This window comes from Xanthomonas sp. NCPPB 1826, from assembly GCF_056725285.1.
Window position 1 is genome coordinate 2,137,909 of sequence record NZ_CM161521.1, and the last position, 25,918, is coordinate 2,163,826.

Annotated in this window: 19 protein-coding genes; 9 read left to right on the forward strand and 10 right to left on the reverse strand. The window is 65.7% G+C overall.

The window, feature by feature from the left end:
- Window positions 1-5: 5 nt before the first annotated feature.
- From AC1PLA_RS09360 to AC1PLA_RS09380, 5 genes are all read right to left on the reverse strand, one after another.
- On the reverse strand, window positions 6-488 hold the full coding sequence (locus AC1PLA_RS09360; RefSeq protein ID WP_481106052.1) for a hypothetical protein: 483 nt from the start codon (window positions 486-488) through the stop codon (window positions 6-8).
- Window positions 488-1,885 (reverse strand): PhoH family protein, encoded by a 1,398-nt coding sequence (locus AC1PLA_RS09365; RefSeq protein ID WP_016904785.1) that lies wholly within the window; start codon window positions 1,883-1,885, stop codon window positions 488-490. Before AC1PLA_RS09365 ends, AC1PLA_RS09360 begins: the two co-directional genes overlap by 1 nt.
- 82 nt (window positions 1,886-1,967) lie before the next feature.
- A complete protein-coding gene (locus AC1PLA_RS09370; protein WP_024939789.1) occupies window positions 1,968-2,450 on the reverse strand; it encodes a peroxiredoxin in 483 nt (160 codons plus the stop codon).
- Between the two features lie 37 nt (window positions 2,451-2,487).
- Window positions 2,488-2,838, reverse strand: a complete 351-nt coding sequence (locus AC1PLA_RS09375; protein ID WP_026064883.1) for a ribonuclease E inhibitor RraB — start codon at window positions 2,836-2,838, stop codon at window positions 2,488-2,490.
- A gap of 13 nt (window positions 2,839-2,851) precedes the next feature.
- Window positions 2,852-3,478 carry a glycine cleavage system transcriptional repressor gene (locus tag AC1PLA_RS09380; protein WP_002813792.1) on the reverse strand — a complete coding sequence of 209 codons (627 nt, stop codon included), beginning with the start codon at window positions 3,476-3,478 and terminating at the stop codon, window positions 2,852-2,854.
- Window positions 3,479-3,570: 92 nt separating this feature from the next.
- Here AC1PLA_RS09380 and dapA point away from each other — a divergent pair, with 92 nt between their 5' ends.
- Together dapA and AC1PLA_RS09390 are read left to right on the forward strand one after the other, a co-directional pair.
- Entirely contained in the window at window positions 3,571-4,479 is a 909-nt protein-coding gene (gene dapA, locus AC1PLA_RS09385; RefSeq protein WP_481106053.1) for a 4-hydroxy-tetrahydrodipicolinate synthase, read from the forward strand.
- A 16-nt stretch (window positions 4,480-4,495) separates the two neighbouring features.
- Window positions 4,496-5,014, forward strand: coding sequence for a hypothetical protein (locus tag AC1PLA_RS09390; protein WP_026064956.1), 519 nt, complete (start codon window positions 4,496-4,498; stop codon window positions 5,012-5,014).
- A 119-nt stretch (window positions 5,015-5,133) separates the two neighbouring features.
- Here AC1PLA_RS09390 and fdxA read toward each other — a convergent pair whose 3' ends face one another.
- The 5 genes from fdxA to AC1PLA_RS09415 form a co-directional block, all read right to left on the reverse strand.
- Window positions 5,134-5,457 carry a ferredoxin FdxA gene (gene fdxA / locus AC1PLA_RS09395; protein WP_006453280.1) on the reverse strand — a complete coding sequence of 108 codons (324 nt, stop codon included), beginning with the start codon at window positions 5,455-5,457 and terminating at the stop codon, window positions 5,134-5,136.
- Window positions 5,458-5,574: 117 nt separating this feature from the next.
- Window positions 5,575-6,453, reverse strand: coding sequence for a 2-dehydro-3-deoxygalactonokinase (locus tag AC1PLA_RS09400; RefSeq protein ID WP_481106054.1), 879 nt, complete (start codon window positions 6,451-6,453; stop codon window positions 5,575-5,577).
- Window positions 6,450-7,361 (reverse strand): SMP-30/gluconolactonase/LRE family protein, encoded by a 912-nt coding sequence (locus AC1PLA_RS09405; protein ID WP_046342374.1) that lies wholly within the window; start codon window positions 7,359-7,361, stop codon window positions 6,450-6,452. The genes AC1PLA_RS09400 and AC1PLA_RS09405 overlap by 4 nt, the downstream gene beginning before the upstream one ends.
- Window positions 7,355-8,503, reverse strand: a complete 1,149-nt coding sequence (gene dgoD, locus AC1PLA_RS09410; protein ID WP_053045508.1) for a galactonate dehydratase — start codon at window positions 8,501-8,503, stop codon at window positions 7,355-7,357. The genes AC1PLA_RS09405 and dgoD overlap by 7 nt, the downstream gene beginning before the upstream one ends.
- Window positions 8,500-9,132: a 2-dehydro-3-deoxy-6-phosphogalactonate aldolase gene (locus AC1PLA_RS09415; RefSeq protein WP_481106055.1), complete on the reverse strand. Its 633-nt coding sequence runs from the start codon at window positions 9,130-9,132 to the stop codon at window positions 8,500-8,502. The genes dgoD and AC1PLA_RS09415 overlap by 4 nt, the downstream gene beginning before the upstream one ends.
- A gap of 373 nt (window positions 9,133-9,505) precedes the next feature.
- Between AC1PLA_RS09415 and AC1PLA_RS09420 the strand changes: the two genes are divergently transcribed.
- The 7 genes from AC1PLA_RS09420 to AC1PLA_RS09450 all read left to right on the forward strand — a co-directional run bounded on the left by AC1PLA_RS09420 (window position 9,506) and on the right by AC1PLA_RS09450 (window position 25,909).
- Window positions 9,506-10,477, forward strand: a complete 972-nt coding sequence (locus AC1PLA_RS09420; protein ID WP_016903232.1) for a LysR family transcriptional regulator — start codon at window positions 9,506-9,508, stop codon at window positions 10,475-10,477.
- A 262-nt stretch (window positions 10,478-10,739) separates the two neighbouring features.
- Window positions 10,740-13,670, forward strand: a complete 2,931-nt coding sequence (locus AC1PLA_RS09425) for a TonB-dependent receptor (protein ID WP_481106056.1) — start codon at window positions 10,740-10,742, stop codon at window positions 13,668-13,670.
- Between the two features lie 339 nt (window positions 13,671-14,009).
- On the forward strand, window positions 14,010-16,733 hold the full coding sequence (locus AC1PLA_RS09430) for a TonB-dependent receptor (RefSeq protein ID WP_039520826.1): 2,724 nt from the start codon (window positions 14,010-14,012) through the stop codon (window positions 16,731-16,733).
- 110 nt (window positions 16,734-16,843) lie between these two features.
- The gene (locus tag AC1PLA_RS09435) at window positions 16,844-19,105 is read left to right on the forward strand and encodes a cellulase (protein ID WP_481106057.1); all 2,262 of its coding nucleotides are present in this window, start codon (window positions 16,844-16,846) and stop codon (window positions 19,103-19,105) included.
- Window positions 19,106-19,211: 106 nt separating this feature from the next.
- Window positions 19,212-21,128 (forward strand): sialate O-acetylesterase, encoded by a 1,917-nt coding sequence (locus tag AC1PLA_RS09440; RefSeq protein WP_481106058.1) that lies wholly within the window; start codon window positions 19,212-19,214, stop codon window positions 21,126-21,128.
- A gap of 83 nt (window positions 21,129-21,211) precedes the next feature.
- On the forward strand, window positions 21,212-22,882 hold the full coding sequence (gene galD, locus AC1PLA_RS09445; protein ID WP_481106183.1) for a GH35 family beta-galactosidase GalD: 1,671 nt from the start codon (window positions 21,212-21,214) through the stop codon (window positions 22,880-22,882).
- A gap of 123 nt (window positions 22,883-23,005) precedes the next feature.
- On the forward strand, window positions 23,006-25,909 hold the full coding sequence (locus tag AC1PLA_RS09450) for a TIM-barrel domain-containing protein (RefSeq protein WP_481106059.1): 2,904 nt from the start codon (window positions 23,006-23,008) through the stop codon (window positions 25,907-25,909).
- Window positions 25,910-25,918: the final 9 nt, after the last annotated feature.

Sequence of the window (25,918 nt, forward strand, 5' to 3'; positions counted from 1 at the left end):
GCGGGTCAGGGCGTACCGTTGACGGCGATCTTCGAGAACGCGCCGGTTTGCGGATCGTACAGCGCACCCCAGAAGGCACTGCCGCCATCGCACACCCGGATCGCTTCCTTGGCAGGTTTCACCGGCGGATCGTTCGGGAGTTTGAAGGCGTTGATGTAGATCAGCTGCTGGCCCTGGATCACCACGCCCACGTACTGGCGATCGAAATCGCGCGGCTCGGGGATGGTCGGCGTCAAGGCATCCTGCCTGGATTCGAGCTGTTCGATCTGCTGCTGGCTCGGTGTCCAGTAGCCGGTGATCTGGCCCGGATGCCGCGCCGGGCTGTCGCGCGAGCAGGTGTCCAGCACCTGCTCGGCGATGCCCTGGCGGGTGATGACCCAGGACTGCCCGTTCTTGAGGTTGGTCGGCACGCTCGCTGGCGGCGGCGCGGTCGCGCAGCCGGCCAGTGCCATCACGGCGAGCGCCGCCGCGCCGCGCAGCCTGTGCATCACAGCACCTCCGAGGCGAAGTCGGCCAGGCGCGAACGCTCGCCGCGCCGCAGCGTGATATGCGCGCTGTGCGGCCAGGCCTTGAAGCGATCCACCGCATAGGTCAGGCCGGAGGTGGTTTCGGTGAGGTAGGGCGTGTCGATCTGTTCGACGTTGCCCAGGCACACGATTTTGGTGCCGGGGCCGGCGCGGGTGATCAGCGTCTTCATCTGCTTGGGGGTGAGGTTCTGCGCCTCGTCCAGGATCAGGTAGCGCGACAGGAAGGTGCGTCCGCGCATGAAGTTCATCGAGCGGATCTTGATGCGGCTGGCGAGCAGGTCGTTGGTGGCCGCACGCCCCCAGGCACCGCCGTCCTGGTTGTGGGTGAGCACTTCCAGGTTGTCGGTCAGTGCGCCCATCCACGGCGTCATCTTTTCTTCCTCGGTGCCGGGCAGGAAGCCGATGTCTTCGCCGACGCTGACGGTGGCGCGGGTCATGATGATTTCGCGGTAACGCTGCTGATCCATCGTCTGCGCCAGGCCGGCGGCCAGGGCGAGCAGGGTCTTGCCGGTACCGGCGGTGCCGAGCAGGGTGACGAAGTCGATTTCCGGGTCCATCAAGGCATTGAGCGCGAAGTTCTGCTCGCGGTTGCGCGCCACGATGCCCCAGACCGCGTGCTGGCCGCTGCGGAAATCGTCGACCAGGCACAGCGTGGCCTTGCCGCCGCCGACCTTGGCCACGCGCAGCTCCACTTCGTCCTCGCCCGGCAGGTACAGGTACTGGTTCGGATACCAGTCTTCGTCCTCGGCCAGCACGATCTCGTAATGGGTGCGGCCACGCTCGTTCCAGCTGCGCAGGTCCTGGTTGTGCTTTTCCCAGAAGTTGTCCGGCAGCTCGATGGCGCCGGTGAACAGCAGGCTGAAATCGTCCAGCGCGCGATCGTTCTGGTAGTCCTCCGCGTTCAGGCCGCTGATGTAGGCCTTGATGCGCAGGTTGATGTCCTTGGACACCAGGATGACCGGCACATCCGGATGCTCCTCGCACAGCGCCAGCACCGAGGCCAGGATCTTGTTGTCCGGGATCATCGCGCCGAAGGTGCGGCCCGGGTCGATCGGATGAATCTGGAAATACAGCCGGCCGATCGCGGCCTGGCCCTTGAGCTGGATACCCTGCGGATGGCTGAGCAGAATGCCGGCCTGGATCTGCTCGGCATTCGTGTTCTCCAGCAGTTCGTCCAGGAAGCGGCTGACCTGGCGCGCATTGCGGCTGACTTCGGACGTGCCCTTCTTGGCGTTGTCGAGTTCCTCGATCACCTGCATCGGCAGGAACACATCGTGTTCCTCGAATTTGAACAGCGCGGTGGGATCGTGCATCAGCACGTTGGTGTCCAGCACGTAGATGCGCTTGCCTCGGGTCATTGGGTCTTCCAAGTGATGGAGCAGGGGCGAGCCATCACGCCTGCAGGGCAGGGTGATGGAGGACACGGGAAACCAGGGGGCGTCACTGTCTGGCGTGCGCCTTCAACGCGGCCAGCACGGCGTCGGCGTGGCCGGCAACCTTGACCTTGCGCCAGGCCTGCACCACCACCCCTTCGGGCGACAGCAGGAAGGTGCTGCGCTCGATGCCGAGCACCTGCTTGCCGTACATGTTCTTTTCCTTGATCACATCGAAGGCGCGGCACAGGGCCTCGTCGCCATCGCTGACCAGCGGGAAGGTAAATCCCTGCTTGGCGCAGAAATTGTCGTGCGACTTCACCGAGTCGCGCGAGACGCCCAGCACGACCGCGCCGGCCTGGGTGAACTGCGGCAGCAGCGCATTGAAATCCAGGCCCTCGGTGGTGCAGCCGGGCGTGCTGTCCTTCGGGTAGAAGTACAGCACCACCCATTTGCCGGCGTAGCCGCGCAGCGTGGTGTTGGTGCCGCCGGACAGCGACAGTGGCAGGTCGAAGCTTGCAGCGGGTAGTTCGAATACAGCGTCGGTCATCGTTGCTCAGCCCTAAGTGGAGGGGCGTACGGCGCGGTCAAGCCGGGCCGACGTCCATCCCATCATAAGCAGCCACATGGAAACGTTTAGCAAGCGCATCGAACTGCGCATTGCGCTGATTCAGCGACTCGATGGTGTGCTGTTCCAGCTTGTCCACGTGCAGGAAATAGGACTCTTCGTCGTCGCCATCGTCTTCGTCGCGTTCGCCGAGGAAGATGTCGATGACCCGATAGCCGTCCTGGGTCAGTTGCTCGGCGAGGTGTTGCAGCGGTTGCTGCGCCGGGTCGGCGAAGAAATATTCCCAGCGCAACGGCCCGTCGAGATTCCAGTCGGTCTCGGAGCGGATGTGCTCGAACATCTGTTTCAGTGCGGAAAGGGCAATGGCCATCGGAACGTCTGCCTCAGAACTTCATCGGGTCCATGATCGCGTCGAGATTGAGGTGATCACAGAATTCCAGGAAATCATCGCGCAACGCGGCGATGTGCATGTTGGCCGGCACGCCGATCGTCACCTGCGCCGAGAACATCTCCGCGCCGGTCTGCATGGCGCGGTAGCGCGTGCTCTGCAGGTTCTCGATGGTGATGCCCTGGCGGTCGAAGAAATCGGCCAGCTGGAACAGGATGCCCGGCTTGTCGGCGGCGATGACTTCGACGATGTAGGGCAGCAAGTTGGACTGGGTCTGCTTGGGGCCGGTGCGGTACCACACCAGCTTCAGGCCTTCCTCGCGCTCGAGCCGGGTCAGCATCGCTTCGAGCTTGGCGACCGAATCCCAGGAGCCGGTGGCCAGGGCGGTGACCGAGACATCGCGCCCCACCGTGGCCAGGCGGGCGTCCACGAGATTGCAGCCGCTGTCGGCGATGCGGCGGGTGACGGGCAACAGGGGGGACTCCGGATGCGTCGTGTAGGCGTTGATCAGGAGGTGGTTTTCGGTCGGCGAAGGCCGGGGAGTCGAGTCGGTCAAAGGGGCTTCCGGCATTGCATCAGGCTGAATGGCCGCCCGGGCAGGCGCCCTGGCGGTGACCAGCATACTTGCCCGTGGTTTCGCGCCGCAAGTAACATGCAGGCGGCCACAACCCGCGTGCGCGCGGGCCTTTCCTGTCACGTAAGAGCAGCAGAATCTTGTCCCTTTCCGGCATCATCACCGCGCTGGCGACCCCTTTCGGTCCGGACGGCGCACTCGACCTGGATGCCTGGCGGCGGTTGCTGGAACAGCAACTGCACGGCGGCGTGCAGGGAATCGTCGTCGCCGGCTCCACCGGCGAGGCTGCGGCACTGAGCGACGAGGAGTACGACACCTTGTTGCGCGCCGCGGTTGCGCAGGTGGCCGGCCGCGTGCCGGTGCTGGCCGGTACCGGCCTGTCGGGCACCGCCAAGACCATTGCGCAGACGCGCCGCGCCGCCGCGCTGGGTGCGCAGTACGCGCTGGTGGTGACGCCGCCGTACGTGCGTCCGACCCAGGCCGGCCTGCAGGCACATTTCCAGGCGGTTGCCGACAACGGCGGGCTGCCGGTGGTGCTGTACAACGTGCCCGGCCGCACCGGATGCGATCTGTTGCCGGAGACGGTTGCTGGACTGGTCGGCCATCCGAATATCGTCGGTATCAAGGAAGCGCGCAGCGAACCGGAGCGCGTCGCCGCGCTGGTGGCGCTGCGCAGCGAGTCCTTCGTGGTACTCAGCGGTGACGATGGCAGCGCCGCGCAGGCGATGCTGTCCGGCGCCGACGGGCTGATTTCGGTGGCGTCCAACGCGTTGCCGTCGGCGTACCGGCGGCTGTGCGATCTGGCCCGCGATGGCCAGCGCGAGGCGGCCACCACGTGGGACGCACGCTTGAGCGAGTACCACAGTTTCTGCGGGATCGAATCCAATCCCATCCCGGTCAAGGCGCTGCTGCAGCGCGCCGGGATCGGGCACGGCCTGCGTTTGCCGTTACTGCCTCTTTCAGCGGCGCACCAGCCTGCCGCCGACCGCCTTGCCGCCGACGCTGTTGCGTTGGAAGCGCTTTCCAGCCGCGAAATGCTCGCGGCCTGACCCAGGAGATTTATCGATGCGTCATTCCGTTTCCCCCGTCCGCGTGCTCTCGCTCGCGTTGCTGGCGACCGCCACCGTCGCCGCCACGAGCGGTTGCAGCTGGTTCCACAAGGGCGCACGCGGTGACTACGCGCTGGCCCCGGAAGCCCGTCCGCTGGAAGTGCCGCCGGATCTGAACCTGCCCGACACCTCCGGTGCGATGAAGGTGCCGACGCTGGCATCAAGCGCGCAGCAGAACACTTCGGCGCCGCCGTCCGCCAGCGCCAACAGCGGTTTCACCACGCCGGGCGAGCGCGACGAGGTATTCGCCAAGGTCGGCGCTGCACTGGCAGACATTCCCGGCCTGACCATCGCCAGCAAGGCGCAGATGCTCGGTTCCTACGACGTCAGCTACGAAGGTTCCAGTTTCCTGGTACGCGTGGTGAAGGTCGAAGCCGGCAGCTATGTGTCGGCGGTGGATCCGCGCGGCATGCCGGCCACCGCGGCAGCGCCGGTGGCGGTCATCACCGCGTTGAAGGGCAAGCTGGGCGGCTGAGGCCGCTGCAGCAATCACGGACAGCAGAACGGGCGCTTCGGGCGCCCGTTTTGCGTTCTGGTGCGTGGTATCGCTTTGTCGCTGCGTTATCGCCAGGCTGGATGCTGCCAGGCGCCGTTTTAGCGTTGCAGCAGTGGCAGCTTGTTCGGCTTGCCATCCCACTCGGCGGCATCGGGCAGCGGCTCCTGGCGCACGGTCAGCACCGGCCAGGCCTTGGCCAGCTCGGCGTTGAGCGCGACGAAGCCTTCCTGGCCTGCCGGGACGTCGTCTTCCGGGTAGATCGCATTGGCCGGGCACTCCGGCTCGCACAGCGTGCAATCGATGCACTCATCCGGGTCGATGACCAGGAAATTCGGGCCGACGTGGAAGCAATCCACCGGACAGACCTCGACGCAGTCGGTGTATTTGCACTTGATGCAGTTTTCGGTGACAACAAAAGGCATGGCGGAATCCGGCGTTTAGCCTGTCAATTCTAAAGCAGTCCGGTGGCCGGTGTGGGGTTGGCCGGGATTTGTCGGCCTCCAGCCCTGGCCGCTCGGCGCGGTCCTGACCGTCTCCGGTCAGGCCAAGCCGCGCTGCCTGGCCAGCGCGAACAATCCCGTGGCAGCCAGATCTTCCGGATGCAGCTGCGTCTGCACGCCCAGCTGCGCCAGCGCCAGCGCGTAGCGCTGCGCCAGGCCGGGCCTGCCGACCAGGTGCACGGTGGCGTGACTGCCGCGCTGCTCGCGCAGTTCGTGGCCGATCAGCAGGCCCGAGAGGTAGGACGGCAGTGCGGTGGCGGCGAGGCGGTCGAACAGGCCCAGCGTGCGGGCGCCGAACAGGTGATGGCTGAGGCCGCCGGGCGCGGCGCTGCGGTCGACGCCTTGCGCGAAGGCATCGGTGTCCAGGTCCGCAGGGTCGTCCTGCATCAACTTGCCCAGGATGCTGTGCTGGCGCAGCACCGCATACAGCTCGCCGGTCATGACGGTGGCGAAACCGGTCAGCTGGCCGTGCGCGATCTGCGCCCATTTGCTGTGGGTGCCGGGCAGGCAGGCGACGTGCTCGCCGTCGCCGAGTGCGGCGATCAGGCCGACCAGCTGGGTTTCCTCGCCACGCATGACATCGGGCACACCGTGCTGCTCGCCGGTGCTTACGCCTGGCACGAACCACAGCGTGCGTCCGGGCAGCAGGTCGGCGTAGCTGCGCATCGCCTGCGCCAGTGCGGTGGTATCGGCCGGGCAGGGCAGATAGGCCTGCTCGACCCAGCCATTGCGGCTGCCGATCATGCCCGACAGCAGCAGCGGGCCATCCCAGCCGTCGATCAGCGTGCTCAGCACTTCGGCGAAGCGGCCCTGGCAGGCCAGGATGCCGTCGCTGCCGCGGCGTTGCTCCAGCACCGTGCCGTCGGCAGCGAGCAGGTAGCCGCGCAGGCTGCTGGTGCCCCAGTCGATGGCGATCATGCGCTGGCCACCCGGCTCTCGGGCAGGCCCTTGATCGGCACGTCGCAGACGTACAGACCGCCGGCTTCCGGCGTGCGCGCCAGTTCTTCGGCGCTGTGGTCCAGGCGCGAACTGATCACGTGCAGGCGGTCCAGCGCGGCACCGCCGAGGGCGCTGCAGGTGGGGTGCTTGACCGGCAGCTGCACGATGCGCTCGATGCTGCCGTCAGGGCGGTAACGCACCACGCGCCAGGCGCGCCATTGCGCATTCCACAGATGGCCTTCGCTGTCGATGATGGAGCCGTCCGGCTCGGCATCGTCGCGATCCAGCGTGGTGAACACGCGCACGTTGCTGGTCTGCGCGGTGTCGGCGTCGTAATCGCAGCACAGGATCTGCGGGCGCAGCGAGTCGCAGTAATACAGCGTGCGGCCGTCGGGGCTGAAGCAGATCGAGTTGGGTATCGACACGCCCGGCAGCGGCAACGCACGCAGGCCGTGGCGCAGCGAAAACTGGTACATCGCGCCGCGTGCGGCCTTGTGGTCATGCTCGTCCATGGTGCCGAACACGAGGTTGCCGTTGCGGTCGGCGCGGCCGTCGTTGCTGCGCGTATGCGGGTTGTCGGCTTCGATATCGGCCAGGTGCTCGAGCGGCAGCGTGTCGGCGTCGGCGTTGTCCGGGTCGGCGATGCAGACCGACTTGGCCAGTGCGATCATCACGCGGCCGTCGTCCATCAGGCCGAGGCAACCGGGGCGGTCCGGCAGCGTCCAGTACTGCGTGTGTGCGCTGTGCGGATGATGCCGCCACAGCCGCTTCTCGCTGATGTCCACCCAGTACAGCGCTTCACGTTGCTCGCACCACAGCACGCCTTCGCCATGCGTGCAGCGGCTGTCGACCGCCAGCACGGCGGTGTGTTCGGGCGTGCTCACCATTCGGCGATGCTGCCATCGCTGTGACGCCAGACCGGGTTGCGCCAGTCCGGCGGATTTTCGTTTGCGCGCTTGAGCATGTCTTCGTCGATCTCCACACCGAGCCCGGGCTTGGGCAGCGCGGCGATACTGCCATCGACACACTGAAAATCGTCTTTATTGATGACGTAATCGAGCAGGTCGGCGCCTTCGTTGTAGTGGATGCCGATGCTCTGTTCCTGCAGCACCGCGTTGTGCGAAACGAAGTCCACGTGCAGGCAGGCGGCCAGCGCGATCGGCCCGAGCGGGCAGTGCGGGGCGAAGCCGACATCGTAGGCTTCGGCCATCGCGGCGATCTTGACGCACTCGGTGATGCCGCCGGCATGCGACAGGTCCGGCTGCACCATCCCGATGCCGCCGGCGCACAGCACGTTCTTGAATTCGAAGCGCGAGAACATGCGCTCGCCGGCCGCCAGCGGAATCGAGGTGCTCGCGGCCAGGCGCGGGTAGTACTCGGCCTGCTCGGCCAGCACCGGTTCCTCGACGAACAGCGGCTTGAACGGCTCCAGCTCGCGCAGCAGCGCCTTGGCCATCGGCGCGCCGACGCGGCCGTGGAAGTCGATGCCGAAGTCGATGCTGTTGCCGAAGGTCTCGCGGATCTCGGCGACCTTGACCACCGCCGCATCGACCGCGCGCGCGCTGTCGATCAGCTTCATTTCCTCGGTGCCGTTGAACTTGAAGGTGTCAAAGCCCAGCGCACGGTAGTCGGTGATCTGCTGGATGATCGCGCCCGGGCGGTCGCCGCCGACCCAGCGATAGGTCTTCATGCGGTCGCGCACCAGCCCGCCCAGCAGCTCGTACACCGGCACGCCCAGGGCCTTGCCCTTGATGTCCCACAAGGCCTGGTCGATACCGGCGATGGCGCTCATCAGGATGGCGCCGCCACGGTAGAAACCGGCGCGGTACATGGTCTGCCACAGGTCGTTGATGCGCGCCGGATCCTTGCCGATGACGTAGCCGGCCAGTTCGTGCACGGCGGCTTCCACCGAGCGCGCGCGGCCTTCGATGACCGGCTCTCCCCAGCCGGTGATGCCCTCGTCGGTTTCGACCTTGAGGAACAGCCAGCGCGGTGCGGCGTGGTAGGTGGTGAGGCGGGTGATCTTCATCCTTGCAGTTCCTGGTAGGCCTGCACGAAGGCGCGTGCATGCGTCTGGGTCGTTTCGAGCGATTGCGCGGGTTTGTACAGTTCGCCACCGATGCCGGCGCCGGCGGCGCCCTGGGCAAGGAAGCCGGCCAGGGTCCGCGGGCTGACGCCGCCGACCACGTAGACCGGAATGTGCTTGGGCAGCACCGAGCGCAGCGCGCGCACATGCGCGGCGCCATAGGTGGCTGCCGGAAACAGCTTCAGGATCGTGGCGCCGGCATCGATGGCGTCGAACGCCTCGCTGGCGGTGGCGAAACCGGCCACCACGGTGAGCCCGCGCGACACCGCATGGCGGATCAGCGACGGGCGCGTATTCGGGGTGACGATGAAGCGCGCACCGATCTCGGCCAGGGTGTCGACATCGTCGTTGCGCAGCACGGTGCCGGCGCCGATCCAGGCGCGCTCACCGTAGGTCTGCTGGGCCAGGGCGATGCTTTCGGCCCAGCGCGGCGAATTGAGTGGGATCTCGATCGCGTCGAAGCCGGCGTCGATCAGTGCACCGACATGGTCGAGCGTTTCTTCCGGCGTGATGCCACGCAGGATGGCGATCAGCGGCAGGGCGAACAGGCTGGCGGTGGTGTCTGAGGTCATCGTGTTACTCGCGATAGAACGGAAAGCGGCCGCCAGCGTCCGGATGGGCGCCAGCGTCGGGGGAAGTTGCAGCGCTGCACGGCAGCGCATGGAGGGCGACAGGCGGTCGCGACGAGGTGGCTGAGGCACTTGCGTGCGCACTCCAACGGCCTGCAATTGGCCGGCAAGTTGCCGTCATCGTCGTCCACCTCCGCAATCATGGCGTGCGTGTTGCCATCTCGTGGAAGATGGGTCACGTCTGTTCTGGCCGCGCCCGGGAGGTAGGGGCTCCTGCTGCGGCGTTCGATAGCCTCGCGCGGGGAGATATGTGCTGCAAATGAAATTTTCGGCATATTCTATTCCTCTTACGAATACAGCTGCGTGGCGATACCCCATGGCAAATTCCGGCACTCCCTGGTTCAACGCTGCCCGTCTCAAGACGCGCCAGTTGCTGCTGCTGCTGCATCTGCACGAACAACGTTCGGTGCTGCGTGCGGCCGAGGCCGCCAGCATGACCCAACCGGCCGCCTCCAAGCTGCTGGCGGAAATGGAAGACATGCTGGGGGTGAAACTGTTCGAGCGGCATGCCCGCGGGGTGGAGCCCACCTGGTACGGCCATGTGCTGATCCGGCGTGCGCGTGCGGCGATGTCGGAGATCGGTCGGGCGCAAGAGGAAATCGCCGCGCTGCGCGCCGGGCGCATGGGCCAGGCCTCGATTGGCACCGTTGTGAATCCGGGCACCAACCTGGTGCCGCAGGCGATCGCCGAGGTCAAGCGCGAGTTCCCCGACATCCTGGTGCGGGTGGAAATGGACTACAGCCGCCCGCTGGTGGCCAAGTTGCTGGACGGCCAGCTGGACATCGTGATCGGCCGCATCCTGGGGCCCGAAGGCGTGGGCGAGCTGGAGTTCGAGCCGCTGGCCGACGAGCCGCATTCGGTGATCGCGCGTGCCGGCCACCCGCTGGCCAGCCGGGCCGGCCTGCAGCATGCGGATCTGGTGCGGCATGGCTGGATCCTGCCGCCGGCCGACAGCGTGCTGCGCGCGCGGCTGGATTCGATGTTCATGGAGCACGGCGTGCAGACGCCGACCAATGCGATCGAAACCTCGTCGCTGCCGGTGACCTCCACGCTGCTGCGCGGCACCGACATGCTGACCGCCTTGCCGGTGGAGTCGGTGGCGCCGCTGATCCAGGCCAAGCTGCTGACCGTGCTGCCGATCGAGCTGGGCGTCCGCATGGAGTCGTTCGGCATCATCCGGCGGCGCGATTACATCCTGCCGCCGGGGGCCGAGCGCATTCTGCAGGCGCTGCGCACCACCGCGCGGCGTTTGTACCCCGGTCTGCGCGGGCCGGAATCCACTGGTTAAACGGGCTCTTCCATTTCTATTCCGGCACGGCATACCAGGCTGTGAATTTTTCATTGGCTGGCGCTAGACCACGCGCCTATATCTGTGAGCCAGATCGCACGCTGAAGCGCACGTGAAGTCGGGCAGGTGATCGGCGGCCAAGCCGCCATGCAGTGAGAAGTGGAGCCGGGCGGCGACGTCCGCGTCCTGCACGATCATGCGGCCCGTTGACGGTGCCGCGACAACCAGTCTTCAGTCGTCTTGCGTCCTGGGAGGGATTCAGATGTACAAGTTTTCAAGCCATGCCTCGGCAGGGACGGGCGTGCACGCACGTCGTACCCCGCGTTTGCGTCATTCCGCCATGGCCGTCAGCATCGGGCTGTTGCTCGCCGCACCGGTGTACGCACAACAGACGCCGTCGTATCCGACTGCCCCGGCCGGCAAGACCGCCGGCAGCGCGGTGGATCTGGATACGGTGGAAGTACGCGGCGTGCGCGCCAGCCTGATCAAGTCGCAGGTGATCAAGCGCGATGCCAGCCAGATCGTGGATTCGGTCAGTGCCGAAGACATCGGCGCCTTGCCCGACCGCAGCGTCACCGAAACCCTGCAGCGCGTCAGTGGCGTAACCATCGATCACTTCGCCGCACGCAGCGACCCGGACCATTTCTCCGCCGAAGGCAGCGGCGTGATGATTCGCGGCCTGACCCAGGTGCGCGGCGAACTCAATGGGCGCGACATTTTTAGCGCCGCCAGCGGCCGCGGCCTGAGCTTCGAAGACGTGCCGGCCGAGTTGATGGCCGGTGTGGACGTCTACAAGAACCCCTCGGCGGAAATCATCGAAGGCGGGCTGGGCGGCACCGTCAATCTGCGCACGCGCATGCCGTTCGACAATCCGGGACGGATCGTTGGCGGTAACGTCGATTACAACTACGGCGACATGAGCAAGAAGTACAAGCCGTCGGCCTCGTTCCTGTTCAGCGACCGCTGGAACACCGGCATCGGCGAAATGGGCTTCATGATCGACGTCGCGCATTCGGAGCTGGCCACGCGCTCGGACGGCATCCAGGTGGAGCCGTACGTGCGGCGGACCGATGAGGCCGTGCTGGCCGGCAGCGGGCGCAGCGAAGTGTTCGTGCCGGGCGGGGTGAACTGGCGTCAGCTGGATTTCGAGCGCAAGCGCGACGGGATCGCGGCGGCGTTCCAGTGGAAGCCCAGCGATGCCACCGAGATCTATGCGCAGTTCCTGCGCTCGCGCTACGAGATGAACTGGCAGGAGCGCGCCGCGTTCTTCAACGACAGCAACAACAGCATCACGCCGGCACCGGGCACCACCTTCGACTACGACGATCGCGGCGCCTTCCTGCGCGGCTCGCCGGTGTCCAGCTCGTGGCGCGGGGTGCTCACCGGCGATGGTGTGCGCTTCAATACCGATAACCGCTATTCCGAACAGCGCACCACCACCACCGACATGTCGGTGGGCTTCAGCCATTTCTTCAACGACAACCTGCAGATCAAGGGCGATATGCAGCTGGTGGAGTCGGAGAACGAACAGCTGGATTTCACCGTGTTCAGTGCGACCTATCTGCCGGGCCTGTCGTACGACGTGTCGGGCAAGTATCCCAGCGTGCAGATCGCCAATCCGGCCTTTACCCAGGACCCGTCCAACTACTTCTGGGCGGCGGCGATGGACCACCTGGGCAAGAACCGCGGGCGGCAGCTGTCCACGCGCGTGGATCTGGAATACACCTTCGATGACAGCAGCTGGTTGCGTTTTGCGCGCTTCGGCATGCGCGCCACCGACCGCAACCAGATCAACAAGAATTCCGGCTACAACTGGGGCGTGATCTCCGACAACTGGGCCGCCATTCCGGGCACCAGCAACGGCCTGGCGAATATGTCCGAGTTCATGACCGACCAGTCGTCGTTGTTCACCTTCTCCGACTTCTTCCGCGGCGGGGTGAACGTGCCGACCACGCTGGTGGTGCCCAACAGCAGCCTTGTCAACAACTACCGCTCCGCCTCGCAGATGATCCAGCAGATCGTGGCGCTGCGCGGCTACGGCTGGGCGCCCGACACCTATCAGCCGCAGGACACCAACCGCCAGCACGAACGCACCCAGGCCGCCTACGCGGCGCTGTACTTCGGCAACGACGAGGCCTGGGGCGTGCCGGTGGACGGCAACATCGGCATCCGCGTGGTGCAGACCAAGACCCAGGCCGAAGGCTTCGGCCAGTTCCAGAACCTGGCCGGCCTCAATGTCTCACCGGAACTGCAGGCGCGCTATACCGGGCAGTACTTCGAGAACAACTCCCAGGGCAGCTATACCAACGTGCTGCCCAGCCTGAACCTGCGGCTGCGCTTCACCGACAGCCTGCAGTGGCGCTTTGCCGCCTCCAAGGCGATGGCGCGCCCGGACTACACCCAGCTGCAGCCGTATGTGTTGCTCAACGTGGAAACCAACGACGCCGGCCAGGCCACCGATTTTGTCGGCACGGCCGGCAACCCGAACCTCAAGCCGATGGTGGCCAACCAGTTCGACACCGCGCTGGAGTGGTATTTCGACACCAGCGACATGCTCTACGCCACGCTGTTCTACAAGAAGGTCAAGGATTACTTCTCCACCCAGACCCGCAGCGAGATCTACGACAACCGCCCGTGGCTGGTGACACGCCCGTACAACATGGACGAGGGCACCATCCGCGGCGCGGAGCTGGGCTATACCCAGTTCTTCGATCAGCTGCCGGGCTGGCTGAGCGGGTTCGGCGTCAATGCCAACTTCACCTTCGTCGACAGCCAGGGCGGCGCCAACACCGCCACCGACCCGTACACCAATACCACCGTCACCGGTGTCGAGCTGCCGCTGGAAGGCCTGTCGCGGCGCAGCTACAACCTGGCCGGTATCTACGAGAAGGGCCCGTTGTCGTTGCGTCTGGCCTACAACTGGCGCTCGCGTTACCTGCTGACCACCAGCGATGCGTCCACCCGTCTGCCGACCTGGGCCGACGACTATGGCCAGCTCGACGGCTCGTTCTTCTACCGCTTCAACGAGCATCTGCAACTGGGCGTGCAGGCCAACAACCTGACCAACACGGTGACCAAGGTGCTGATGGGGCCAACCTCGTACGAAGGCGGCGAGGTGGATCCGCGTCTGTATACGCGCTCCTCGTTCGTCAACGACCGGCGCTATTCGCTGGTGCTGCGCATGAACTGGTAAGCAAGGGCCATCACGGAACTGCCGTGCGCGGGCTCGCAGACTTGAGCCCGCTTTGGCCGCTCCGGCCATCCGGATCCGCAATGCCAGACCCAGCGGGTTTGTCGGCGTTGCTATAGGTTTTACGAATACCTTTCCAGGAATATTTCATTGGTGTGGCACGACGGCGCCGCCCTATGCTCCGGCCGCAGCCGCTAGGTAAGCCTCGTCAGGATTACCACGCATCGCACCCGCCCGGCCTACCGGTCGTGGGCGGATGCGGGCCAGCACCAACGACGGGCAGGGCGTTCGCGCACCGACCCGCTAAAAACTAGAAGTACATGCGTCCTGGGAGGGAGCACCATGTCAGTGCAACATCGCCACATTCCGGCAGGCCGGACTGTGGGTCAGCGTTCGATCCGTGATTTCCGCCGCTCCGTGATGGCCCTCAGTGTGGCCACGCTGTTGAGCGCGCAGGCCTACGCGCAGGACGCGACCACCACTGCCGCCCCGGCCCAGGACTCCACCACCCAGCAGCTCGACACCGTGCAGGTCACCGGCACGCGCAGCAGCGTCACCAAGGCGCAGCTGGTCAAGCAGAACGCCGAGCAGATCGTCGATTCCATCGTTGCCGAAGACATCGGCAAGCTGCCCGACAACAACGTCGCCGAGGCGCTGCAGCGTATCTCCGGCATCCAGATCTCGCGCAACTACGGCGAAGGCAGCTCGATCGCCATCCGCGGCCTGACCCAGGTGCGCACCGAACTCAATGGCCGTGACATCTTCACCGCCAACGATGGCCGTGGCCTGAGCTTCGAGGACGTGTCGGCCGAACTGCTCGGCGGCGTCAACGTGTACAAGAATCCCTCGGCCGACATGATCGAAGGTGGCCTGGGCGGCACCGTCGATCTGCGCACGCGCCTGCCGTTCGACTACGACGGCCGCAAGATCGCCGGCAGCGTCCAGTACAACTATTACGACCTGGCCGACGACGGCAAGCCGGCGTTTTCGGGCCTGTTCAGCGATCGCTGGCAGACCGGCATCGGCGAGATCGGCCTGCTGGTGAACTACTCGCAGCAGAAGAGCCCGTTCCGCCAGGACACCATCTCGATCGAGCCGTGGTATACGCAAACCGATCTGCCGGGCTATGAAGGCCAGGGCGTGTCGGTGCCGCACGGCGCCGGCATCAACACCACCATCGGCGAGCGCGAGCGCAAGACCGGTGCGTTTGCGATGCAGTGGCGTCCGAACGATTCGGTCGAGGTCTATACGCAGGTGCTGCGTTCGGATTACGACTTCAGCTGGCACGATTATTCGTTCTTCGCCCTGACCGGCGCCAACCCGATGCAGGGCTTGCCGGGCATCCAGGTCAACGACCGCAACGAGTTTGTCAATGGCTCGTTCCAGAACGTGCCGACCGAATCCAACACCAGCCTGACCGAGCGGCATTCGGTGACCACCGATTACTCGCTGGGTGCCAAGTGGACGGTCAATGAGAAGCTGACCCTGAGCACCGACTTCCAGTACGTCGATGCCACCACCAAGGGCACGCGCTACATCGTCGCCACCGGGCAGGACACCAGCCCGCAGTTCAATGTCGACTTCCGTGGCGATCTGCCGCGCCTGTCGGTGACCGATGCCAGCGGCGCGGAAGGCTATCTGGCCGATGCCAACAACTACGACGGCTGGCGCTGGCACCTGGACAACAAGGACGACAACAAGGGCACCGAGTTCGCCTGGCGCGCCGACATGGACCTGGCCTTCGACAGCGACTTCGTGCGCAGCTTCAAGGCCGGTGTGCGTTACACCGACCGCGATGCCGAGACCAAGGGCAATATCTACCGTTTCATGTGCATCAACGATTGCTCGGGCACCCCGTTCTCGCAGTACCCGACCATCGGCCTGGTGACCAACCCGATCACCGACTTCTTCCGCGGTGAGAGCAGCACCTTCGGCCGCACGCTGACGGCTGCCGACTCGGCAGTCGCCAATTACGAGCAGACCCTGGCCACCTTCGGTGCCAGCCCGCTGGAATTTGCGCCCAACAACATCAACACGCAGAACGAGAAGACCTACGCAGCCTATGGCGTGCTGCGCTTCGGCGTGGACAGCGACTCGATTCCGTTCGACGGCAACATCGGCGTGCGCGTGGTGCGCACCGAGGTGGGCTCGCAGGGCGTGCGCACCGGGACCGACAGCGAAGGCGGTGGCCTGATCCCGGTGGATGCGCAGCAGACCTATACCGACGTGCTGCCGAGCTTGAACCTGCGCTGGATGCTGAGCGATCAGCTGCAGTGGCGTTTTGCGGCCTCGCGCGGCATCTCCCGTCCCACCTTCGACCGGCTCAACCCGAACCTGAGCCTGAGTACCGGCACCTCCAATGGTGCCTCGACCTTCACCGGTACTGCGGGTAACCCGAGTCTGGAAGCGGTCAAGGCCGACCAGTTCGACACCGCGCTGGAATGGTACTTCGGCCAGGGCTCGATGATGTACGGCACCCTGTTCTACAAGAAGGTCGAAGGCTTCATCGCCAATGCCGTCTTCAACGAGGTCTACGACGGTCAGGTCTGGCAGATCACCCGTCCGGTCAACGGCGATGCCGGTAAGATCCGCGGTGCGGAGCTGGGCTACACGCAGTTCTTCGACTTCCTGCCGGGCTGGTTGAGCGGCTTCGGCCTGCAGACCAACTACACCTATGTCGACAGCGAGGCGCCGAGCCCCACTGCCACCGACACCAATGGCCAGGCGCTGACCGTGCCGCTGGAAGGCCTGTCCAAGAACAGCTACAACGCGATCCTCAGCTACGAAACCTCGCGCTTCCAGGGCCGTGTGGCCTACAACTGGCGCAGCGACTGGCTGGTGACCACCGCGGGCAACGGCACCGGCAACCTGCCGGTCTACAACAAGGGCTTCGGCCAGCTGGATGCCTCGCTGCGTTTCAACATCAATGATGTGTGGTCGATTTCGCTCGATGGCGTGAATCTGCTCGATACCCGTCGCGAAAGCTATCTGGGCACCGAGTCGCGCTACCGTGACTTCGTGATCAACGATCGTCGGTATGGCCTGACATTGCGGGCCAGCCTGTAGAACGCGCCGTAGGAAGTGCGTCTCCGGTCCGGCGAGCTGTGCAGGCAGCCCGTCGGGCCGGTGTTTTTCCTATCGACGGCATGCCGTCGATCGCAAGAGGAGCCGGAGGAATGATCGCTGTGATCGATCCGCCTACTGTGCGCCGCGTTACCGCAGCGATGTGGCCGGTCCGTGTATGGCTGGCACTGCTGGTGCTGTTGTCGCTTTCGATTTTGCCGCTGCAGGCCGCCGATCCGGCGGTGCAGGGGCCATACCAATGGCGCAGCGTCGCCATCGGCGGTGGCGGATTCGTCACCGGTGTGCTGTTTCATCCCGCCGAGCGCGACCTTGCGTATGCACGCACCGATGTCGGTGGTGCGTACCGCTGGGATGCGCGTGCGCAGCAGTGGATCGCACTGACCGATTGGCTGGGTGCCGACGACTGGAACCTGATGGGGATCGACGCATTCGCGGTCGATCCTGCCGACCCGCAGGCGTTGTATCTGGCCGCGGGCACCTACATGCACGAGCGCGCCGGCAATGCCGCGGTGCTGCGCTCGTTCGATCGCGGCCGCAGTTTCGAGCGTGCCGAGTTGCCGTTCAAACTCGGCGGCAATCAATTGGGCCGTGCCAATGGCGAACGGCTGGCGGTGGACCCGCACGATGGCCGTGTGCTGTTGCTGGGCTCACGCGATGCAGGCCTGTGGCGCAGCGACGATCGCGGCGCGCACTGGGCGCGGGTGGATACATTTCCCGCCGAGGCAATGGCGGGCGCGACGGCGCGCAATCATGTCGGACGCGAGCAGGCGGTAGGCATCGCCTTTGTCGTCTTCGATGCCGCCAGCGGCCGCGCCGGCCGTCCGACCCCGCGCATCTATGTCGGCGTGTCCACCGCGCAGACCAGTCTGTATGTTTCCGACGACGCCGGTCGCAGCTGGTCGGCGGTGGCCGGGCAGCCCAAGGGCCTGCGTCCCAGTCATATGGCTGGCGGCAGTGATGGGCAGTGGTACCTGAGCTACGGCGACCAGCCCGGGCCGGACCTGATGGCCGGCGGCGCGCTGTGGAAATACACCCCGGCGCAGGGGCGCTGGAGCGAGATCAGCCCGATCGCGCAGCCGGCCAGCGGCGATGGTTTCGGCTGGGGCGCGGTGGCGGTGGATCCGCAACAGCCGCAGGTACTGCTGGCCAGCACCTTCCGCCGCCGTAGCCCGCGCGATGAGCTGTTCCGCAGCGTGGATGGCGGGCGCAGCTGGACGCCGTTGCTGGCGGGCGCGCAGTTCGATCACAGCGCAGCGCCGTGGACCGCACAGGCCACGCCGCACTGGATGGGCGCGCTGGCGATCGATCCGTTCGACAGCAACCACGCCTTGTTCGTCACCGGCTACGGCATCTGGGCCTCGCGCAACCTGCAGGATTTCGCCAGGCAGCAGCAGCCGTTGCAGTGGTGGTTCCAGGATCGCGGGCTGGAGGAGACCGTGCCGCTGGATCTGCTCAGCCCGATGCAGGGCGCGCACCTGCTCAGTGCGCTGGGCGATATCGACGGCTTCCGGCATGACGATCTGGAACGTGCGCAGCTGCAATACGCCGGCCCGCGCCTGACCAATGGCGAGAGCATCGATGCCGCCGGGCAGGCCGCGCAGTGGGTGGTGCGCAGCGGTACCGTGCGCGATCGCCGCAACAACGAGATCCGCGCGCTGTACTCGCGCGATGGCGGCGCGCAGTGGACGGCGTTCGCCAGCGAACCGCCAGCCGGGCAGGGCGCCGGCAACATCGCCATCGCCGCCGATGCATCCCATGTGGTGTGGGCGCCCGAGAAAGGCGGTAACTGGCGCACCGCCGATTTCGGCAAGCACTGGCAGCGTGTGCAGGGGCTGCCCGAGACCGCAGTGGCGGTGGCCGATCGCGTCGATGCGCGGCGCTGGTATGCAGTGGATACCGCCAGCGGGCGCTTGTACGAGAGCGGCGATGGTGCAGCGAACTTTCGCGACACCGGTGCACAGGCCGGCAACCCGGCGCGCGACGAACGGGCGCGCCCGCAGCTGCGCCCGGATCCGTGGCGGGCAGGGGTGGTGTATCTGGCCAGCCCCGCGCTGGGCGTGATGCGCTGGCAGGACGGGCGTTTGCAGACCTTGTCCAGGCCGGACGAGGCGCGTTCGCTGGGCATCGGCAAGGCATTGCGCGATGGCGCACCGCCGGCGCTGTATCTGGCCGGCCGCGTGGATGGAGTCGACGGCGTGTTCCGCTCCGACGATGAAGGCGCGCACTGGTTGCGCATCAACGACGACGCGCACCGGTTCGGCAAGCCCTACAGCGTCACCGGCGACCCGCGCCTCCCCGGGCGCGTGTACTTCGCCACCGGTGGGCGTGGCATCTTCTACGGCGATCCACGATGAGTGCTGCGTCCCTGCGTACGTCATCGCGCTGTCTTACCGTGTACGGCGGCATGCGCCGTCGCATCGCTGCGCGCCAAGTGGCCGCGCCGACCCTGGAGATCACTGCATGACCGTTTCTTTCATCCGTCGTGGCTGCCTGTTGGGCCTGGTCCTGGCCAGCCCTGCTGCGTTGGCGCAACCGAGCCTGCCGTTGTTGTTTGCCGATGGCGCGGTGCTGCAGCGCGACCAGGCGATGCCGGTGTGGGGCTGGGCCACGCCCAATGCCGCGATCACGGTCAGCTTCGACGGCAAGCGGGCCACCGCCAAGGCCGATGCCAAGGGCCAGTGGAAGGTCAGCCTGCCCGCACACAAGGCCGGCGGCCCCTATGTGCTGAGCGTGCAGGGCGACGGCGGCGAGTTGCAGGTGCGCGATGTGCTGGTCGGCGATGTGTGGCTGGCCAGCGGTCAATCGAACATGGAGTGGCCGTTGGCGCAGGCCAGCGATGGACCGCAGGCGGTGGCGGCCGCCAACGACCCGCAGTTGCGGCACTTCAAGGTGCCCAAGTCGTGGTCGCTGCAGCCGGAAGCGCGCCTGACCGGCGGCGACTGGAAGCCCGCCACACCGGACAACGCCGGCGAGTTCACCGCAGTCGGTTATTTCTTCGCCAAGGAGCTGCGCGCCAGCACCGGCGTGCCGATCGGCATCGTCAACAGCACCTGGGGCGGCAGCGCGATCGAGGCCTGGATGGATGCAGCCTCGCTGGGCCTGGATGCCGGGCAGAACCAGGGCGCGATCGAAGCGATCAAGCAGCGCGATGCCGCTGCGCAGGCGGCCACCGGCAAGCGCATCGCGCGCTGGCCCAAGGTGGATGGCGAGATGCCGCAGTGGCGCGAAGCGGCGTTCGACGACAGCGACTGGGACAGCATCCCGACCACCCAGCAGTGGGAATCCAGCGGTTATGACGGCATGGACGGAATCGCCTGGTATCGCACCACGGTCACCCTGAGCGCTGCCGAAGCCAAGGCCAGCATCACGTTGGGCGTGGGACAGATCGACGACTCGGACATCACCTACGTCAATGGCCAGCAGGTCGGCACGACCGAAAAGCAGTGGAACCTGCCGCGCGTCTACAGCGTGCCGGCTTCGGCCTTGCATGCAGGGGTCAACCACATCGCGGTACGGGTGGAAGATCTCAGTGGCGGTGGCGGCATGCATGGCCCGGACGAGCAGCGCTTCGTGCAGACCAGCGCCGGTGCCAAACGCGCGTTGGGCGGCTGGAAATTCCGCCCCGCCGCCGTGCGTGTATCGCTGGTCGACAACAAGAATCAGCTGCCCACGCTGCTGTACAACCAGATGATCCATCCGCTGCAGCCGTTCCCGGTCAAGGGCGTGATCTGGTACCAGGGCGAAACCAATGCCAGCGACACCGGCGCGCTGAAGTATCGCCAACAGTTCGCTGCGATGATCCAGCAATGGCGCGCCGAACGCGGGGAAAAGACGCTGCCGTTCCTGTGGGTGCAGCTGGCCAACTTCAAGGCCGGCGGCGACAAGGGCGAGCTGAGTCCGTGGGCACTGTTGCGCGAGTCGCAGTCCAAGACGCTGGCGCTGCCGGCGACCGGTCAGGCGGTGATCATCGATATCGGCAACCCCACCGATATCCATCCCACCAACAAGCGCGATGTCGGCCATCGCCTTGCGCTTGCTGCACGTCATGTGGCGTACGGTGAAACGCTGGTGTACAGCGCGCCGGTGTTCGAGCAGGCGCGCTTTGTTGATAGTCAGGCAATGCTGAGTTTCGACCTGCAGGGCAGTGCCTTGCAGGTGCGTAATGGTGGCGAAGTGCAGGGCTTCCGTGTCGCCGGTGCCGACAAACACTTCCATCCGGCCACCGCACGCATCGAGGGCGATCGGGTGATCGTGCGCAGCGACGCGGTGGCTGCACCGGTCGCGGTGCGCTACGGCTGGAGCGAAAATCCGGACGACGCCAACCTGGTCAATCGCGAACAGCTTCCCGTTTCCCCCTTCCGCACCGATACCTGGTGACACGGAGTCCTATGTCCATGCATTCCCCCGTTGCACGTCTAATCGCTTCTTCCCCTGCACGCCGTTGCCTGCGTCCGCTGCTGCTGTCCGCGCTGACGCTGGCCCTGGCAGCGTGCCAATCCGGCGAGCAGAACGACAAAGCCAAATCGGCCGCAGTCGCACCGACTGCCGGTAGCGCAGCGACCGCGCCTGCCACGGCAGCGGCGCCGGCTGCGCAGACGCCGATGCCGCAGTTCGTCAGCAAGGACGGCAAGCACGCATTGATGGTCGATGGTGCGCCGTTCCTGATCCTGGGCGCGCAGGTCAACAACTCCAGCAACTATCCCGGCGTGATGGACAAGGTGTGGCCGGCGATGCAGGTGCTGGGCCCCAACACCGTGCAGGTGCCGATCGCCTGGGAGCAGGTCGAGCCGGAAGAAGGCAAGTTCGATTTCTCCTTCGTCGATACGCTGCTCACGCAGGCACGCAAGCACAAGGTGCGGCTGGTGCTGCTGTGGTTTGCGACCTGGAAGAACAACGGCCCGGCGTACGCGCCGCACTGGGTCAAGACCGACAACCAGCGCTTTCCGCGCGTGGTGACGCGCGAGGGCAAGGCGATCGGCTCACTGTCGCCGCATGCGCAGGCCACCCTGGATGCCGACCGCAAGGCCTTCGTCGCCTTCATGCAGCACCTCAAGCAGGTCGATCCGCAGCACACCGTGATCATGATCCAGCCCGAGAACGAGCCGGGCACCTACGGCAGCGTGCGCGACTTCTCGCCGATGGCGCAGAAGCTGTTCGACGGCCCGGTGCCGGAAGAGCTGCTCAAGCGCTTGAACAAGCAGCCAGGCAGCTGGGCACAGGTGTTCGGTGCCGATGCGGACGAGATCTTCCATGCCTGGTCGATCGGTCGCTACATCGACCAGGTGGCCGAAGCCGGCAAGGCCGAATACCCGCTGCCGATGTACGTCAACGCCGCATTGCGTGGCCCGTTCAATCCCGGCCAGCCTGGCCAGTACGCCAGCGGCGGCCCCACCGACAACGTGCTGGATGTGTGGAAGGCCGCCGGCCCGCATATCGACCTGCTGGCGCCGGACATCTACATGCCCGAATACCGTACCTACACCACGGTACTGGAGCGCTACGCCCGCCCGGACAATGCGCTGTTCGTCGCCGAAACCGGCAACCGCCCGGAATACGCGCGCTATCTGTTCCCCGCGCTGGGCCACGACGGCATCGGCTGGTCGGCGTTCGGCATGGACTACACGCGTTATTCCAACTATCCGCTGGGCGCCAAGCACGTCAACGCAGAAACCCTGGCCCCGTTTGCGCTGGGGTTCGAGCTGGTCAAGCGCGGCATGCGTCCGTTCGCCAAGGCCGCGTCCGAAGGCAAGCTGCACGGCACGGCCGAAGAACCCGGCCAGGCGGTGCAGGAGCTGCAGCTCAACGAGCGTTGGGGCGCCACCATCACCTACGGCGTGCCGCAGTTCTGGTTCAAGGGCGAGCCGCCGGGCAACCCCGAGCCGATCGGTGCGGCCTTGATTGCCGAGCTCGGCCCGGATGAATTCCTGGTCACCGGCTACCACGTGCGCGTGACCCTGCATCCGGCCAGCGAGGCGACCGCCAACATGCTTTACGACCGCGTCGAGGAAGGCGTCTACGACGGCAGCGACTGGAAGTTCGAGCGCAACTGGAACGGCGACCAGACCGATTACGGCGTCAACTTTTCCAGCGCGCCGCAGCTGCTGAAGATCAAGCTGGCCACCTACAAGTAAGCCTGCACGGCCGCCTTCTGCGCAGCCCGATCGCTGCGCAGCAGGCCGGCTTCCAGGTCGAACGCAATGAACCCATGCGTTGCCGCCCCCGCGGCAGCGTTTCGTAATTCCAAGGGAGTGAACATGCAAACCATCAACCGTTCCGCCGGCCATGCGCCTGCCACCCGACGTACACCGCTTGCGCAGTGCCTGGCGTTGTCGCTGGCCTTGCTGGCCAATGCCGCGCACGCGCAGGAAGTGCGCAAGGCCGCTGATGGCGTCACCGTGGTGCCGAGCGCCAAGGGCGCCGCACCGGTGCGTCTGCAGGTGGTCGATGCCGGCATCATCCGCGTCAGTGCCGACCCGGACGGCGACTTCGCGCGCAGCCCCAGCCTGATGCGCGTGCCGGTGCAGGGCGATGGCAACTTCCAGCTGGCCGAGCAGGGCGACAGCGTGCAGCTGAAGACCGGCAAGGTCACCGCCACCGTGTCCACCGTCGATGGCCATGTCAGCTTCGCCGATGCCAATGGCAAGCCGGTGTTGTCGGAAGTTGCCGGCGGGCGCAGCTTTGCGCCGCTGAAAGTGGAGGGCAAGCAGTACCTGAGCGTGCGTCAGCGCTTCCAGTCGCCCGACGACGAAGCGCTGTACGGCTTCGGCCAGCATCAGCAGGGCTGGATGAACCAGAAGGGCCGCAACATCGAGTTGCAGCAGAACAATATCGACATGGCGGTGCCGTACCTGGTGTCCAGCCGCAACTACGGCCTGCTGTGGGACAACAACTCGATCAGCCGCCTGGGCGACCCGCGCGGCCTGCAGCCGCTGCCCAAGACGCTGAAGCTGTACGACGCCAAGGGTAAGGCCGGTGCGCTGACCGCACGTTATGCGATCAACGGCAAGCAGATCGTCGAACGCCGCGAGAGCGAGGTGAACTACCAGTACCTCAGCGACCTGACCAAGTATCCGAAGAAGGCGATCACCAAGGACAAGGACAGCCGCATGCAGGTCACCTGGGAGGGCGAGATCGAAGCGCTCACCGGTGGCGAGCACACCTTCTCGCTGTATTCGAGCGAGTACGCCAAGCTGTACGTGGACGGCAAGCTGGTCGTTGATCGCTGGCGCCAGAACTGGAACCCGTGGAATCACGAGTTCAAGCTGGATCTGGAGCCGGGCACGCGCCACACCGTCAAGGTCGAGTGGGACCTGATTGACCCCAGCTACATCGCGCTGCTGCACCGCGACCCGCTGCCGGCCGCCGAAGCGAAGGACCTGTCGCTGTGGTCCGAAGCCGGCCAGATGATCGATTACTACTTCGTCTCCGCCGATTCCTACGATCAGGCCGTGGCCGGCTACCGCGAGCTGACCGGCAAGTCGGTGATGCTGCCCAAGTGGGCCTACGGCTTCTGGCAGAGCCGCGAGCGTTACAAGAGCCAGGACGAGTTGGTCGGCGCAGTGGCCGAATACCGCAAGCGCAAGTTGTCGCTGGACAACATCGTGCTCGACTGGTCGTACTGGCCCGAGAATGCCTGGGGCTCGCACGATTTCGACCCGCAGCATTTCCCTGATCCGGACGGTATGATCAAGGCCGTGCACGACATGCATGCGCAGATCATGATTTCGATCTGGCCCAAGTTCTATCCCACCACCGCCAACTACAAGGAACTGGACGCAGCCGGTTTCATGTTCAAGCGCAACGTGGAAGTGGGTGAGCTGGACTGGATCGGCAAGGGCTACAAGAACTCGTTCTACGATCCTTATTCGGAAAAGGCGCAGGCGATCTACTGGCGCCAGGTCAACGAAAAGCTCAACAGCAAGGGCTTCGATGCGTGGTGGATGGACGCCGACGAACCGGACGTGCATTCCAACCTGGACATCGGCGAGCGCAAGGCGCGCACCACGCCCAACGCGCTGGGCTCGTCCACCGAATACTTCAATTCCTACCCGCTGCCGCACACCCATGGCGTGTACGTGGGCGACCGTGCGGTCGACGACAAGCGCGTGTTCATCCTCTCGCGCAAGGGCTATGCCGGCACCCAGCGCAATGCGGTGGCAGTGTGGAGCGGCGACATCGTCTCGCGCTGGGACGACATGCGCGACCAGATCTCCGGTGGCGTCAACATGGCGCTGTCGGGCCTGCCCAACTGGACCTTCGACATCGGCGGCTTTGCGGTGGAGAAGCGCTACGAGAACCAGGACCCGGCACACCTGCCGGAATGGCGCGAACTCAACACGCGCTGGTTCCAGTTCGGCGCATTCGTGCCGATCTTCCGCTCGCACGGCCAGTTCCCGTACCGCGAGATCTGGAACATTGCCCCGGAAGGCACGCCGTTCTACGACAGCATGGCGTACTACAACCGCCTGCGTTACGCGCTGCTGCCGTACATCTACAGCCTGGCCGGCGACACCTATCAGCGCGATGGCGTGATCATGCGCGGCATGATGATGGACTTCCCGAACGACCCCAAGGTCCGCGACATCAACGACCAGTACCTGTTCGGGCCGGCCTTCCTGGTCGCACCGGTGACCCGCTTCGGCGCCACCTCGCGTCAGGTCTATCTGCCGGCCGGCAGCAGCTGGCTGGATTTCGCCACCGGCAAGCGCTACGAAGGCGGCCAGAGCATCGAGGCGGCCGCGCCGATCGAGCGCATGCCGTTGTTCGTGCGCGCCGGTTCCATCGTGCCGACCGGCCCGGTGCAGGAATACGTGGATCAGAAGCCGGATGCGCCGCTCACCGTGGTGGTCTACACCGGTGCCGACGGCCAGTTCTCGCTGTATGAGGACGACGGCAAGGGCTATGGCTACGAGAAGGGCGAGTTCAGCCGCATTCCGCTGAGCTGGAACCAGGCCAAGGGCGAGCTGAGCATCGGCAAGCGCGAAGGCAGCTGGACCGGCATGCAGGCCAAGCGCACCGTCAATGTGCGCTTTGTCGACGGCCCGCGCGAGGACGCCGGTGCGCTGGAGCCCAGGACCGATGCCAGCATCCAGTACGACGGTAATCCGGTCAGCGTGTTGCAGCGCAAGATTGCGTCCGGCAAAGCGCGTCGTCGATGATCGCAACTC